Origin of the sequence: Paraburkholderia kirstenboschensis (genome assembly GCF_904848585.1) — a bacterium.
Classification (GTDB): Bacteria; Pseudomonadota; Gammaproteobacteria; order Burkholderiales; family Burkholderiaceae; genus Paraburkholderia; species Paraburkholderia kirstenboschensis.
The window spans coordinates 579669-594428 of the sequence record NZ_CAJHCR010000003.1 but is presented as its reverse complement, the minus strand read 5'-3'; the positions used below and the strand labels follow the sequence as shown (position 1 = coordinate 594428).

13 protein-coding genes are annotated in these 14760 nt (G+C 62.4%); 8 read left to right on the top strand and 5 right to left on the bottom strand.

Annotated elements, in window-relative coordinates:
- The first annotated feature begins 6 nt into the window (after positions 1 to 6).
- Complete coding sequence (gene prpF / locus JMY24_RS12480) at positions 7 to 1182, top strand: 2-methylaconitate cis-trans isomerase PrpF (protein ID WP_201702141.1); 1176 nt, start codon at positions 7 to 9, stop codon at positions 1180 to 1182.
- 341 nt (positions 1183 to 1523) lie between these two features.
- Entirely contained in the window at positions 1524 to 1991 is a 468-nt protein-coding gene (locus tag JMY24_RS12475; protein ID WP_128597667.1) for a hypothetical protein, read from the top strand.
- 93 nt (positions 1992 to 2084) lie between these two features.
- Here JMY24_RS12475 and copM read toward each other — a convergent pair whose 3' ends face one another.
- A complete protein-coding gene (gene copM, locus JMY24_RS12470) occupies positions 2085 to 2480 on the bottom strand; it encodes a CopM family metallochaperone (protein WP_128597666.1) in 396 nt (131 codons plus the stop codon).
- Positions 2481 to 2523: 43 nt separating this feature from the next.
- Positions 2524 to 2721 (bottom strand): heavy-metal-associated domain-containing protein, encoded by a 198-nt coding sequence (locus JMY24_RS12465; RefSeq protein ID WP_128590625.1) that lies wholly within the window; start codon positions 2719 to 2721, stop codon positions 2524 to 2526.
- Positions 2722 to 2972: 251 nt separating this feature from the next.
- On the opposite strand from JMY24_RS12465, the gene JMY24_RS12460 reads away from it, so the two are divergent.
- The 3 genes from JMY24_RS12460 (at position 2973) to JMY24_RS12450 (ending at position 6781) form a co-directional block, all read left to right on the top strand.
- Complete coding sequence (locus JMY24_RS12460; RefSeq protein ID WP_201702139.1) at positions 2973 to 4559, top strand: tetratricopeptide repeat protein; 1587 nt, start codon at positions 2973 to 2975, stop codon at positions 4557 to 4559.
- A gap of 133 nt (positions 4560 to 4692) precedes the next feature.
- Positions 4693 to 5652 carry an O-fucosyltransferase family protein gene (locus JMY24_RS12455; protein WP_128597664.1) on the top strand — a complete coding sequence of 320 codons (960 nt, stop codon included), beginning with the start codon at positions 4693 to 4695 and terminating at the stop codon, positions 5650 to 5652.
- A 121-nt stretch (positions 5653 to 5773) separates the two neighbouring features.
- Positions 5774 to 6781 carry a zinc-dependent alcohol dehydrogenase family protein gene (locus JMY24_RS12450; RefSeq protein WP_201702138.1) on the top strand — a complete coding sequence of 336 codons (1008 nt, stop codon included), beginning with the start codon at positions 5774 to 5776 and terminating at the stop codon, positions 6779 to 6781.
- Between the two features lie 38 nt (positions 6782 to 6819).
- On the opposite strand, the gene JMY24_RS12445 is transcribed toward JMY24_RS12450, so the two are convergent.
- Positions 6820 to 7443, bottom strand: coding sequence for an ABC transporter ATP-binding protein (locus JMY24_RS12445; RefSeq protein ID WP_201702137.1), 624 nt, complete (start codon positions 7441 to 7443; stop codon positions 6820 to 6822).
- A gap of 532 nt (positions 7444 to 7975) precedes the next feature.
- On the opposite strand from JMY24_RS12445, the gene JMY24_RS12440 reads away from it, so the two are divergent.
- Complete coding sequence (locus JMY24_RS12440; protein ID WP_128597663.1) at positions 7976 to 9880, top strand: AAA family ATPase; 1905 nt, start codon at positions 7976 to 7978, stop codon at positions 9878 to 9880.
- Between the two features lie 19 nt (positions 9881 to 9899).
- Here JMY24_RS12440 and JMY24_RS12435 read toward each other — a convergent pair whose 3' ends face one another.
- Positions 9900 to 10154, bottom strand: a complete 255-nt coding sequence (locus tag JMY24_RS12435; protein WP_128588530.1) for a hypothetical protein — start codon at positions 10152 to 10154, stop codon at positions 9900 to 9902.
- Between the two features lie 64 nt (positions 10155 to 10218).
- Positions 10219 to 11427 carry an acyltransferase family protein gene (locus JMY24_RS12430; RefSeq protein ID WP_128597662.1) on the bottom strand — a complete coding sequence of 403 codons (1209 nt, stop codon included), beginning with the start codon at positions 11425 to 11427 and terminating at the stop codon, positions 10219 to 10221.
- Positions 11428 to 11966: 539 nt separating this feature from the next.
- Between JMY24_RS12430 and JMY24_RS12425 the strand changes: the two genes are divergently transcribed.
- On the top strand, positions 11967 to 13073 hold the full coding sequence (locus tag JMY24_RS12425) for an OpgC domain-containing protein (RefSeq protein WP_128597661.1): 1107 nt from the start codon (positions 11967 to 11969) through the stop codon (positions 13071 to 13073).
- A gap of 26 nt (positions 13074 to 13099) precedes the next feature.
- Positions 13100 to 14755, top strand: a complete 1656-nt coding sequence (locus JMY24_RS12420; RefSeq protein ID WP_413231245.1) for a tannase/feruloyl esterase family alpha/beta hydrolase — start codon at positions 13100 to 13102, stop codon at positions 14753 to 14755.
- Positions 14756 to 14760 lie beyond the last annotated feature (5 nt).

The following is a 14760-nucleotide window of genomic DNA, read 5'->3' as shown; positions in this document are numbered from 1 at the left end:
TGTTTCATGGCGCACAAACCGCAGATCAGGATTCCGGCCACTTACATGCGTGGCGGCACGAGCAAAGGCGTGTTCTTCCGCTTGCAGGATTTGCCCGATGCGGCGCAAATGCCCGGCGCGGCGCGCGACGCGCTGCTGCTGCGCGTGATCGGCAGCCCCGACCCGTACGGCAAGCAGATCGACGGCATGGGCGGCGCGACATCGAGCACGAGCAAGACCGTGATCATCGATAAAAGCAGCAAGCCCGATCACGATGTGGATTACCTGTTCGGACAGGTGTCGATAGACAAGCCGTTTGTCGACTGGAGCGGCAATTGCGGCAATCTCTCTGCCGCGGTGGGTCCTTTCGCGATCAGCGCGGGGTTGGTCGAGGCAAACCGGATTCCGCGCGATGGCGTGGCGACCGTGCGCATCTGGCAGGCGAACATCGGCAAGACGATCATCGCGCACGTGCCGATGACCGGTGGCGCAGTGCAGGAAACGGGCGACTTCGAACTCGACGGCGTGACATTTCCCGCGGCGGAAGTGCAGCTCGAATTCATGGACCCGGCAGCGGACGAAGACGGCGCGGGCGGCTCGATGTTCCCGACCGGCAATCTCGTGGATGATCTCGAGGTGCCGGGCGTCGGCACGCTGAAGGCGACCATGATCAACGCCGGAATCCCGACGATTTTCGTGAATGCCGAAGCGATCGGCTACAAGGGCACGGAGTTGCAAGACGCCATTAATAGCGATGAAAAGGCGCTCGCAATGTTCGAGACGATTCGCGCACACGGCGCGCTGCGCATGGGGCTGATCAAGCATCTGGACGAGATCGCGAAGCGACAGCACACGCCGAAGATCGCGTTCGTTGCAAAGCCGGCCGACTATGTGTCGTCGAGCGGCAAGCAGATCGGCTCGGACGACGTGGATTTGCTGGTTCGCGCAATGTCGATGGGCAAGCTGCATCACGCGATGATGGGCACGGCCGCAGTGGCGATCGGTACCGCGGCGGCGATTCCGGGGACGTTGGTGAATCTGGCGGCTGGCGGCGGTGAGCGTGAAGCAGTGAGGTTCGGGCATCCGTCAGGGACGCTGCGGGTGGGGGCGGAGGCTGCAGTTGTCGGTGGCGAGTGGGTGGTCAGGAAGGCGGTGATGAGTCGCAGTGCGAGGGTTTTGATGGAGGGGTGGGTTAGGGTGTAGTGGCTGGCAGAAACGCTCCGGTGCTGGCCCGATGCGTGCCGTCCGACACGGACATTTAGCCCGCCCGGTTGAACTTGCGCGGCTTCGCACTGGTTATAATCCCCGGGCCATCGAGAAACACTCAACGGTCAGATCTGGAAGCCTGTGATCGTAACCGCGCACCCGCCCACATGGGGCATGCGTCTGCCTCTGCGTGTCCGTGTTTCGAGGGGCGGCCAGTGGCGGGCGAGCCGCGAGGCTCTCCGGTCGGTTAGTATCCCGGTCTTCCAGGCCCGTCGTGCCCGCTCACCCACCTCAACCGAATGCCGGGCGACCCACTGAAGTCTTAGGGAGATCGCACAATGAGTAAGAATAAACGCCAATCGCAAGCCGATTCTCGCCCACCTGTCGACGCTCTCCAGTACGAAAAGCTTGCGCTCTCGGCTTTCCATCTCTGTGACCGGCAGATGAGCAAATTCGATACGTTGATTACGCTTGCGTCCACGATATGTAGGAATCCTGCTGTCACGATTGACGAGCGCCACCGGCAGCAGACCATGCTCGAATTGCTCGTCAGCACCGGCGAGCAATATCAGCAGGAGCTTGCGTGCGACCGCGAACTCTTCCAGGTGATCGCACTCGATGCCAAGGGAGTCGCGAAGAAGCGCATCACGGCGAGCCGGGCGGCGCGTCTGCTTCAGGAGGCAAAAGAGATGGCGGCGGCGCAGGCGCCGGACATGAGCACCGGCCCGCACGAAACGGCTTGCGTCGACGAAACGTCAAGCGACGACGTGGAAGCCGGGCCTGGACCCGGCGTCACGCAACACTGAACACACACGCAGCGTAGCCGGCGACCGAAGGCCGCCGTTCTCCGTGCCGTTCTCCGTGCTCGTATCCGTCTAGCACACGTCGCCCTTACAGCCTTACTTCGCCCCGTGCTTGGCCTGCCAGCGTTGCATGAAGCCGATTTCGTCATGCTGCGCCTTGATGATGTTTCTCGCCAGGCGCTTCAACTCCGGGTCCTTGCCGTACTTGAGTTCGACCTGCGCCATGTCTATCGCGCCCTGGTGGTGCGGGATCATGTGCGCGACGAAGTCTTTATCGGCGTCCCCCGTGTAGGCCGGCGCGCTCATGTCCTTCATCATCTTTTCGTCGGCGGCTTTGAATGCCGGCGTCGAGTCGCCGGAACCCGCATCGGCTGAGGACATGTCCATGCCGGGCATGGACGCCGTGTGCTGCGCGTGGACAGGCGCAGTGGCGACGGCGCATGCCACACCGCCGAACAGGCACAATGCACGAAGGGCGCGAAGTTTCTTCATAGTCGATTCCCGTTAAAAAGTTGTTCAAGCGACGCGTGGCTCATCAGTCTCTCACCGACGGATGAAACCCCGCTGCCGCGATTGCCTCGATGAATTGCGTTGGTGCCAGCGTCGACGCTATCTTGACGATCTTTGTGGACACGTCAATGTCAACCGCCGCAGCCGGATCAAGACCGGCGATCGCGCGAGCAATCGCGTTGGCGCATCCACCGCAAGACATATCCTGAACGGTTAATTCCAATTTCATTCCCAATCTCCTGAGAGAAGTCTCAAGACGATCTTGGACCTTCCCACGGCGGTAAGGTCAAGTCTGCATGCATGCGTCTTTACTTTTACCGCTGACGCCAATGTGTGCCTGCCATTGGGAACGGTCCTACACAGGCGCCCGCCTGTGAAGTCGATAATCGACGTGACCCCCAAGCGCAGAGTAGCGTTCGCAGCCTGCGCCAGTCGAGCCTCACGGTTTATCCACGCAGACTCATTCGCGCGATCATGCAAAACCAGTCCCCGGTATCACCCCAAGCCATTTCGCTCTGGTTCAACGAAGCGGAAGAAGCACGCCTCGCAGGTCGCTTCGACACGGCGCAGGCGCTTCTCGATCGAATCATTGTGCATGATTCGGCGCACGCGGCCGCGCTCTACTCGCGCGGACTGGTGGCTCTCGCGCTGGACCAACTGCCATTGGCGCAACGCTGGATCGAGCGTGCAGTAGAAGTCGAGCCGCAGCCGCCGTTCTTCGACATGCTGTGCCTTGTCCAGATCAAGCTGCGCGCGTTCGCGAGCATTGTGCACACTGCCAGAGCGGGGCTCGCATATCAGCCGGATTCGCTTGCGCTTCACTATTACCTGGGCGTCGCGCTGCAGTTGCAAGGGCGTGCGGAAGAGGCGGCAGCAGTCTATCGCACGTTGATCGAACTCAAGCCGGACTATGCGCAAGCGCACGCGAACCTGGGCGTCGTCGTGAAAGACCTGGGCTCGTTGAGCAAGGCCGAGCAGCACCTCAGGCGCGCCATGACGTTAGACCCGTCAAATCGCGGCGCGCGCGCAAGTCTCAGTCAGGTCCTGCTGGCGGCGGGCCGATATCAAGAAGCGTGGCCGTACTTTGAAGACCGTTGGGCCAATTTCGTCGATGCCGACGGGCAACCCGTGTCCCAGCGGCCGGAACTCCCATGGCCGCAGTGGAAGGGCGAGCATCCCGACGTCAGGGGCGGCGCGCACGGCGAGCATCCCAACGTCGAGGGCGGCGCGCGTCTGCTCGTTCTGCCGGAGCAAGGTCACGGCGACAGCTTGCAATTCGTGCGTTACCTGCCGCTCGCCCTCGAACGTTTTGCCCAGGTGGGCTATATCTGCCCGCCGTCGCTGCGGCGTCTTTATGAAGAGTCGTTGTGTGCGCGCTGGCCCGGCCTCGTCATGCTCGACGACGTCCTGCCTGATGTGAAAGAGTGGGACTGGCAATGTCCGTTGATGTCGTTGCCGCTGGCATTCGGCACGCGCCTCGACAACATCCCGACCCCGGCGCACCTGCGCGCAGAGCCGCGGCGTTCCGCCGGGTGGCGGGCAAAACTCGGCGCGTTGGCACGGCCGGACCTGCCGCGCGTCGGCGTGGTGTGGGCCGGCGGCCACTCCGGGCTCACCGAAGATCGCGCGCGCAGCCTGACATGTGCGCAATTTGCGCCATTGTTTTCTTTGTCGCGAATTCGCTGGATCAGCTTGCAGAAAGCCGACGACCTGGCCAAGCGCGCGAGCGCCTCGACGAAAGCGTATCTCACCGACTGGATGGACGATGTGTCGGACTTTGCAGACACTGCCGCGATCATCGACAACCTGGACCTCGTCATTTCGGTCGATACGTCGGTCGCTCATCTGGCAGCGGCCATGGGCAAGCCGGTCTGGCTGCTAAATCGTTTTGCCGGTTGCTGGCGGTGGCTGCGCAATCGCGACGACAGCCCGTGGTATCCGACGGTGCGCATCTTCACGCAACCGCAACGGGGCAATTGGGACGAAGTAATCGAGCGCGTCGCGGCGCAATTGAAGCAGCGTTATGAACCGGGCATAACTTACCGTTCTTTTGTGCGCTAGCTAACTCAACGTCACGCCAGATTTACTGACGAGTGAGTTCGGGGTGCTAAGCTCGGGCGCTGTCGCGTTGTGGTTTCCATCGCCGGTGAGGCGTGTGCCGTTTGACAAAATAAATGATCAACAGGGGCCGGGCATGTTGAGAAAAGTCGTCGACAGGGCAAAACAGATCCGTCGGAGCGAGCGATTCAAGCATTCCGTCGCTACGCCTCGCCGCATATCGCTTCATGCGACACAGCGCCTCAACCGGGGCGTCTTTGCGATCGAGATCAAGGAGAACTCCGGCTTTTTCTCCGTCATGCAAATGGTGTTGTTCATCCTCATGTTTTGCGAGGAAAAATGCCTGACGCCGCGCATTAGCGCTCGCGGCGGCCTGTATGGCGATGCCGATGGAAAGGTCGACTGGTTCTCCGCGTTCTTCGAACCGGTACGCGCTCAAGCTCCTTTGCCGCTCGCGCGCAAGCTCAGGACTTCGACGGTTCGTGACCTGGTGCAGCTAGGCTTCCGGCAACGTTACGAGCACCTGCTGGAACTCGGCAGCGCGAGCGAACTGTTCTTTGCATACTATCGCCCGGCGCAGCATATCCTTCGCGAGGTCGATGCAATCTGCGAGCAGCTTGGGATCGGCGCTTTCACGCTGGGCGTGCACTTCAGAGGCACCGACAAGACGCTCGAAGCGATTCCCGTTTCGTGGAAGGACTTTTGCCGCCACGTCGAAACGACGCTAGCCGAGAATCCGCGTTTGACTCACGTGTTCATTTCGAGCGACGAACAGGCCTTTGTCGACTACTTCGTCGCGTGGCCGTTCAGCAAGCCGGTGAGCGTCGCGCCGGCGAGGTTGCTCGCGAACGGCGCGACGCCGGTTCATTTCAGCGGCTTTCCAGGTCTGGAAGTCGGTCGTGAAGCGCTGGTCTCCAGTCTGCTGTTGTCGCGCTGCGGCTATCTGGTCAAAACGCCGTCTTATCTGTCCGCGTGGTCGCGAATTTTCAACCCGGCGTTGCCCGTCAAGCTCGTCGCTCCACCGCGGCCAGACGCGTTCTGGTTTCCCGACAGCCGGCTGTGGCTCGAGCAGGCGGCGCACGACAAAGCGGCTTGAATGCAGCGTCGTTCAAGCCGCGCGACTGCCTGACCCGGCGACACGCTCCAGCGGCTTGCGATATGCTTTTGTGACAAGGCGCGCGCCGAGCGCCCAGGCACATCACAAAAGGACTCGCAACATGAAAGCCGTCAAGATCGGAACACCTGCCAGCGTTGATAGTCTCCAGTTGGTCGATATCGACGATCCGGGACAGCCGGGCCCGGGACAAGTCCGCGTGCGTATCCACGCCAGCTCGTTGAACTTTCACGACTACGGTGTTGTAAGCGGCGTATTGCCCGCCGACGCCGGACGGATTCCGATGGCGGACGGCGCGGGTGTCGTCGAGGCGGTCGGCGAAGGCGTCGGCGAATTCAAGGCTGGCGACCATGTGGTGTCGTGCTTCTTCCCGTGGTGGGAGAACGGTGCGCCCACGATTGGCGACTTCAAAACCACACCCGGCGACGGCATCGACGGCTACGCGCGCGAAGTCGTCGTGCTGCCGAGCCACTACTTTACGCATGCGCCGAAGGGCTACAGCCACGCCGAGGCCGCAACGCTTACCACGGCCGGACTCACGGCGTGGCGTGCGCTGGTCGTCGACGGTCAGCTGAAACCGGGTGCCACGGTGCTCGTGCTCGGAACCGGCGGCGTGTCGATCTTCGGCTTACAGCTTGCCAAGGCCATGGGCGCCTCGGTGATCGCGACATCCTCGTCGGATGCGAAGCTCGAAAAGCTGCGCGCGCTCGGCGCCGATCATACGATCAACTACCGCGAGAATCCCGAGTGGGGCAAAGAGGTGCGCTCGTTGACCGGGGGCCGGGGCGTCGATCATGTGATCGAAGTGGGCGGTCCGGGCACGTTGCCGCAGTCGATCACCGCCTGCCGGATAGGCGGCCACATCGCGCTGATCGGCGTACTGACCGGACGCGCGGGCCCGGTGCCCACCGCGGCGCTGATGGCACGGCAGCAGCGGCTGCAAGGCTTGATTGTCGGCAGCCGGCAGGATCAGCGCGATATGACCCGCGCGCTCGAAGTGACCGGCATCAAGCCGGTAATCGACAGGACGTTCGAACTCGCGAAGCTCGGCGACGCGTTCAGGCATGAAGCGGCGGGCGCACACTTCGGCAAGATTTGCGTATCGATCTGAGCGCTACGCGGTTGAGCGTCTGCGCAGCGCGGTGAGGCTCAACCGCGCTGCGCGAGATCTGCGAACGTGATGCTTTTGGCCGCGCATGCTTCGGTGAACGCTTCGTCGTAACTGGAGAAGAACACGGTGCGGGTTTGCGCGAGCGTCGTGAACAGATCCACCAGCACCGTGCGCGCCGCGGCGTCGAGTCCGCCGACGGGCTCGTCCGCAATCAGCACCTTCGTTTCGCCAATCACCGCGGCCGTCAAAAAAAACTTCTTGCGCGTGCCGAACGACATCTGTTCAAAGCGCTTTTCCAGATGCGGCGTGAGGCCGAAGCGGTCGGCGAGCGCCAGCGTCGCCTCATTGACCACCGCGTCTCTCGCCGACGCCACGCGCTGCAGATATTCGCGGCCGGTTGGATCAGGCGACGGCATGCAATCCTCGGGCACGTACGTCAGCAGCGATTGCGCGGCCTTACGCGCCGCGCGCAGTGAATGGCCGCCCAGCCAGATTTCCCCTTCATCAGCCTCGATCACGCCGGCAAGCATGCCGAGCAAGGTGGACTTGCCGCTGCCGGACTCGTCGTTGAGCGCGACGCAGCCTGCAGCAGAGTCGTGCCAAAGTCGCTGAAAGATGACGCGGTCGCCATAGCGCTTGCTGAGGTTCTCAAATCGAAGCATGAGTGTGAGTGTGACGTGTGGTGTGGGTCGCCGCGCACCACCCATTTGAGCCGAGCGCGGGCGGAATCGAGACGGATGGCGAAGCCTAACAAAAACCGGACGATCGCTCCGATATACCGCGCGTTGGCGGCGGTAACGCCGAACCGCGCGCCCAGAGCGGCAAACTGCACGGGCGCCACGAAAATGGGGCGGGGTGAAAATGATAGGTCTACAGAATACGCGGCCTTTTTTACGCTGCTAAACTGTGCGCCGGAGCAGTGTTCTCCCGCATTCATGCGCCGCTCGCGCCCCTAATTTCCGCCAGCATCAACCCGCGGGATAAGCGGTAGAAACAGGCCTTTTCTGCGATTTGGAAGAAGCAGCCGCACTGCATACTGGCTCATACGCGGCTGGTGAAAAAGGGACGCATGGTTGGGTGTCCTTTCTTCCGGGCAGGCATGGCGTCGCAATTGCCGATTCCTCTCCCAACCGCTCATCCTCTCTGATTCGATATGTATCGGGGCTCGCTTGAGCCCGTTTTTGGAAGTGACTCATGAAGCCGGGAAAGAATTCGCTTGGAAAAACACGCGCGCGCAAATTCGCCATGGCGGCGGCAGCGGCGCTCATCGCACTGACGCTCGCATTCAGTTTCTGGCATTACCAGCAGCGCTCGTCGCAGGTCGCGCCCGCGCTAACCGGCGTTGCCAACCAGATGCGCCACGACACGTCGGCGTGGACGCGCGAGGAGAAAGACGCGTCGCAAATGCTGCGCGACATTCATGATGCGAAGGTCGCCGCAATCGGTGTGAGTCCCAGTGCGATTCTCGTGTCGAAGCGCGACGGCTCGAAATACTTCGTGACCGACCACAACGCGACCTTCTCACACGCGCTGTTACTCGGTGAGCCGAAGAACGGCGACGCGGCTTCATACCAACTGGTGTGGCTGCCCGACGCGGACATCCGCACGGGCGGCTCGAACTGGGTCCAGGCGTTCGACCAGACGCGCGACGTAATCAGCCTGCTGCTGCCGTTGCTGCTGGTCGGCGGCATGGTGTGGTTCATGCGCCGCGAGATGCGCGGCGGCGCGACGCTGCTCGGCAAGGCGCCCACGCTGCGCTTCGACGACGTGATCGGCGCCGGTGAAGCGAAGGCGGCGCTCGCGGACATTCGCGGCTATCTGTCGAACCCGAAGCAATTCACGTCGATGGGCGTACGAGCACCGTGCGGCATCCTGATGGTGGGCGGCCCCGGCGTGGGCAAAACGCGGCTCGCACAGGCGCTGGCCGGAGAATGCGGCGCGAGCTTCATCTCGATCACCGGCAGCTATTTCAGCGCGAAGTATTACGGCGTCGGCATTCAGAAGGTCAAGCATCTGTTTGAAATGGCGCGCAAGAATGCGCCCACGGTGATCTTCATCGACGAAGCCGACGGCCTCGCGAAGCGCACCGACACGGGCGGCGGTCCGGTCGAAGCGGAGAGCAACCGCATCATCAATCAGTTGCTGGCGGAAATGGACGGCTTTGCTTCGAACGAAGGCGTGATTATCGTCGCGGCCACCAATCATCCGGATAATCTCGACGAGGCCTTGCGCCGGCCTGGCCGTTTCGATCGCACCGTGCAGGTTCGCCTGCCCGATCGCGAGGACCGCGCGAAGATTTTCCGTTTCTATGCGGAGAGGCTGAAGTCGAAGGCCGCGGACATCGACTACGATCAGCTCGCGCGCCTGACCACCGGCTTGTCGCCGGCGACCGTCGCTATGGTCGTGAATCAGGCTGGGCTCGTCGCACGCAAAGCCGGCGACACCGAGATCGCGGCAAAGCATTTCATCGAGGCGATCAAGATCGCGCGTATCGGCGACGTGAGCGGCGCGGAACGCGCATTGACCGAGGACGAACGCACGCGAATTGCCGTGCATGAAGCCGGGCATGGCCTGGTTGCGGCGCTGCTGAACACCGGCGTGCTCGAGGAGGTCACGATTCTGCCGCGTGGGGGCGCGCTGGGCGTCGCGCTCATCACCAAGGCGCAGGACAAGCATCTTTATCGCGAGACCGAGATTCGCAACGAAGTGAAGGTCTTGCTCGGCGGCCGTAACGCGGAAATTCTGGCGTTCTCCGAAGCGTCGAGCGGTGCCGCCTCCGATCTGCAGGAAGCGTCGCGCATCAGCCTCGACATGGTGTCGAAGTTCGGCTTCAACAGCGACGGCAATCTGTTTAGCCTCGCCGCATTGCCCTCGCAATACGCGGGTCTGCAGATGAAGGGCGCGATAGAGCAGGCAAACGTGCTGCTCAAGGAGCTGAACGAGCAGTGTTACAGCCTGCTGCATGCATATGAACCTGTGCTGCGCTCTATCGCCGATGAACTTCTCGAGCAGGAAACCGTGCCGGGCGAAACGGTGTATCGCCTGATCAAGGAGCACAAGAGCACGCTGAAGATCGTGCACGAGCCCGAGGCGGCTTGAGCGGCCAGCCACCACCACGCTACGCGAAGTCCGACGGTCCGGGCGGCGGAACGCCCGGGGGCGTCTCTGTCTCGCCCAACGGATCGCGCTTGGCCTCGGCGTCATCGGCAGGTAGCGCGTCTGCGCCCTTTTCCGGCAGCGGCTGGTCGAGCCCCGGTTCGACCGGTGTCGGGATTGCATCGCCAATGGGTTTCGAGACCTCGGTGGGCGGACCGCCCGGATCTTCCGATTTGTGCTGGTCGTGCTCGTTCGGGCTATTGGGCTGAGTGGCCACGGCGCATCTCCAGTTGGTAACTGTCATATCACCTTCCAGCAACGCCTGTGCCACGAGTGCGACGTCAAGCGGCGTCTGAAGCGGTACCCTCGTCCTGCGACCCGCGCGGGCTCCGCTGCTTCCCCGTTGAACTTGCCGTGAGCGTTGCCGCGCGCGTCGATGCAGAACTTACGTTGTTCGAGGCAGCACGCCGCGTCTTCAAACGAAGTATGGGTTCTTCGATGATTCGCCACGACAGCACCGCCATTCCGAGCGAAATCGCAAACGACGCCGCAATCCCGACCGCATGAGCCCACAGCGGCACCACACCGCCGAACAGCGCTTGCGTATGATGATTGCGCGTCAGGTCCGGAATGAGGTTGTGATACAGATAAAAGCCATAGCTGATGCGGCCGAGACCCGCAAGCCAGCGCGCTTCGAGCAGACCTATCACGACCGTGTTGCGGCAGCACGCAATCGAACACACCAGCGCCGCTATGCACAGCCCATACGCGCCGCTGACGCCGGTAAAAAGCAGGGGATTTTCGATGTCGCTCCACGCCGGCTCGGTTGCACAAAAGCCCACGAGACAAAGGCTCAAAACAAACAGCGTCGCGCCGTGCCCCAGCCTGGCGCGCACGCCGCCTGCACCGCCGGCGTTCCCAGCGATCATCAAGCCGCCCATTCCGCCGAGCGCCAATAACCAGAAGTTGCTTAACGGATGCGTGTAGATCGTGATCTCCTGCCAATGCGCGGCACGCATCGCCAGAAGCGCAACCAGTCCCGTCACGACGATCAGCACGCATACCGCCAGATGCCGCCGCGCCGCGAGCAGTAACAAGAGTGGTGCGAACACGAGATAGAACTGCTCCTCGATGGCAAGACTCCACAAATGCGAGTAGCGCCCCGGCCAGTAGTGCAGCACCGAGCCGATCCAGAAGTTCGACAGGTAGGCGAAGTGATACGGCATGCCGCTCGCGAGTTCGGGACTCGCCATGCCGAAGAGCATCAGCGCGCCCATCACCGTCAGCATCGAGTAGTAGATCGGAAAGATCCGCAGCGTCCGGCGAAACAGGAAGCGCTTGAGCTCTGCTCCGAAACGGCTGCCGCTTTGCTCGATGCGCTGCCGCTGGGCCGACAGAATGCCGATGATCAGAAAGCCGCTCAGCGCGAAGAAGATCCACACGCCCAGATGGCCTATCTCGCCGATGTCGCCGAATAGCCGGTGTTGCAGAAAGACCATCAGGACTGCAATGGCGCGCAGTCCGTCGAAGCCGGCAATCCTGTTGTTCATGTGAGTGTCTTCCAATGCGAAGGCGGTGCGCGGTGCGCGACCGTTCAGGTCGGTAATGGAAGGACCGGTGCCCCGCGAATGACAGCTCTGTCACGCAAACGAGCAGCGGCAAAAAGAAGGCGTCGCAGTGACGCTCAACGCTCCCGCCGAACGCAGGTCGGCGGGCAAGCGTGTCCGGTCCACATGAGTGGCCGCCGTGCGGAGAAGCTTTCGCGCGGGATGCGCGAACTCCGACGGTCATGCATGAATTCATCCTACGATGAAAAAAAGCGAAAAAAATCGCATGCTGCGATGCGTCGATTTTTTTCTACGATATGGGTCTGCCGTCTTTGCTCGTTCCACATGAAAGCCGCAAAACTTGCTGCAAATCCAATGCGCGGCGAATCACTCTTACCGCATGCCGACAAGCGGATTTCAGATTGCCAGCGCGACGCATCGAATGACAGGCTGCTTGTCAGCACCCACGACGTGACCGCACGGCATCTGCAGGAACGCTATATCTTGACGTGTTGCCGGATAACTCTCCTGCGAGAACACGAATGGAAATTCGCCGCGGACGCTCCCTCGAAGTGGACTTCTTTCGCGGCGTCGTGCTGATCGTCATCGTGCTGGATCACATGGCCAGCAGCACGCTTTCTCATCTGATGCTGCACGCGTATGCATTGTGCGATTCGGCTGAGGTGTTCGTGTTCCTCGGCGGCTATGCGTCGGCGGCGGCGTACACGGCGGTGTTTGCCGCCCGCGGAGAGAGGGCCGCCAAGCTGCGCTTCGTGCGACGCTGCTGGGAAATCTACCGCGCGTATCTATTGACGGCGGTGCTCACGCTGCTCTCGGGCGCGATTCTCGCGTTTCTGCGGCTGAATCACGCGATGGTCGAGCTTACCGGCTGGCCGCCTTTCGCCATGCAACCGCTGCATCAGGCGGTCGAGATCGCGGTGTTGCGGCGGCAGCCTTACCTGTCGAGCGTGTTGCCGATGTACCTCTTCTTCGCGCTCTGCGTGCCCCTTGTGGTGCCGGTGGCGCTGCGCTCGCGCGTCATGGCGCTCCTGCTTAGCGCCGCTGTGTGGTGGCTCGCGCGGCCGCTGGCCGTGCTATTTAGCATTGACGATATGGCCGACTGGGCTTTTAATCCGTTTGCATGGCAACTGATGTTCGTGCTCGGCATGGTCTGCCGGCTCGCGCCCATCAGCGAACGGTTTCATGCCGGCGAGGCGGCGCGCTGGTTCACGCGAGCCGCTGTTGTCGCGGTGCTCGCGTTTGCCGCCGTCAAACTGTTCGTGCTGACGCAGCCGTTGGCCGGCACCCTTAAACAGAATCTTTCCGTGGATCGCGTGATCAACTTCATCGTCATTGCCTGGCTTGCCGCGCGGCTCGTGCGCATGGGCACCATCGCGCGGCTCGCGCAGCGCTTGCCCGCCGTGGTCACCGTGGGCCGGACCGGGCTCGTATGTTTTGTCGGCGGCACGCTGGTGTCGTTGATTGTGGACACAGCGACGCCGCATACGTTTCACGGCTTGCGCGGCGTGTTGATCGGACTGGCCGGAGACTTCGTCGCCATTGGTGCGCTGCTGATTCTTGCGCGCGGCTGGCACGGCTGGAAGGGACAGCAGTTGCGTGCGGCTGCGAGCGGCGCGCGTTGCGGATGAAGGCGCGGTCGCGCCGCATGCGTTTAATGCGAACTGTGAGTGCCCGCGCATGGGCGGTCGCGGCCACCATTGCCGGTACATTGCTGGGGCCCGGCGCTCATACGGTGTTCGCCGTGCAGAAAGATGCGCCGCTCTCGATGCGTTGCGCAGAGTTCGCGGGCGCCGTGTTGCCGCCGGAACTCATCGCGTTGCCGACGGCCGGCGCGCAGATCGAGAGCGCATCGATGGTCGGCGCGACCGCGCCGGGCAATCAGCAAGGCGGCGAGTATTGCCGCATCACGGGCCGCATCAAGGCGCTCAAAGCGACCACACCCGACATCCGCTTCGACCTGAATCTGCCGCGCCGCTGGAACGGCCGCGCGCTGCAAATCGGCGGAGGCGGCTATAACGGCGTCGTGGTGAGCGGCACCGGCGTGATGCCGTTCTCGCCGGATCGCGCGCCGCTCGCGCAAGGCTATGCGACTTTCGGCGACGATTCCGGCCATGTCGGCGATTCCTCGCTCGCGGTGTTCGGTCTCGTCGACGAAGCCGTGACGAACTTCGGCTATGCGCATCTCAAGAAGACACACGACGCCGCGCTTGCACTGATTGCGCGCGCATACGGCCGGCCGCCGCAGCGAATGTACTTTGGCGGCGGCTCGACGGGTGGCCGCGAAGGCTACACGGTGATACAGCGCTTTCCCGACGACTACGACGGCGTGATCGCCAATTCGCCCGCACTCAACTTCTCGGGCGTGCGCCTGATCGGCGTCAAGCTCGGCCAGGCCGAATATGCAACGCCGGGCGGCTATGTTCCCCCGTTGCTGCTGGAGCAGGTCTATCAACGGACGCTCGGCGTTTGCGACCGGCTGGACGGCGCCGCGGACGGCATCGTGAGCGACGTTTCCGCATGCCGCGAGCATGAAGCGGAAATCATCGAGTCGTTGCGTTGCGCGGGACGCATGCCGTCGCACGAGCAATGTCTGAGCGAGCCGCAACTCGCCACGTTGATGGTGCTGCGCGACGGCTTGTCCCTGCCGTACAAACTGGCTTGGGACGTCGCCGGCTATCGCGGCTACAACGTCTTTCAGGGTACGCACCTGACAGGCTCGCTCGGGTTGGGACATCAAGCGGAGCGTCTCGTGGTGCCCAGGTTTTACGCCAACGGTTATCTGTTCGCGCAAGGCGACGGCTACGTACGCTACTTCGTTGCGCGGGACGCGGAGTTCGACTCGCTCAGATTCGATCCGCAGCGCCCTGGTAAATATCGCGCACAGTTGATCGCGCTTTCCGAAACCATCGGCGCGATGAATACGGATCTTGCGCGCTACATTGCGCGCGGCGGCAAGCTCATTACGCTGCAAGGTCTCGCCGACGAAGTCATCAGCCCGAATCAGACGATTGCCTACCATCAGGCATTGGTCGATCGCTACGGTGTGGACGAGGTCAATCGTTTCATGCGCCTGTACATGGTGCCGGGTTTTCAGCACGGTAGCGGCGCATTCATTCCGTCGGTGGATCTGCTCGGTGCGCTCGATAACTGGGTGACGCGCGGCGCGTCGCCGGAAACGTTGATCGCCACCGACATCGCCGCGGCGACCAATGGACGCTCGCGCCCACTGTGCCGCTATCCGCTGTTTCCACGTTATATGGGTAAGGGCAATGTGAATCTCGCAAGCAGCTTCGTGTGCTCGGAACCCTGACCTTG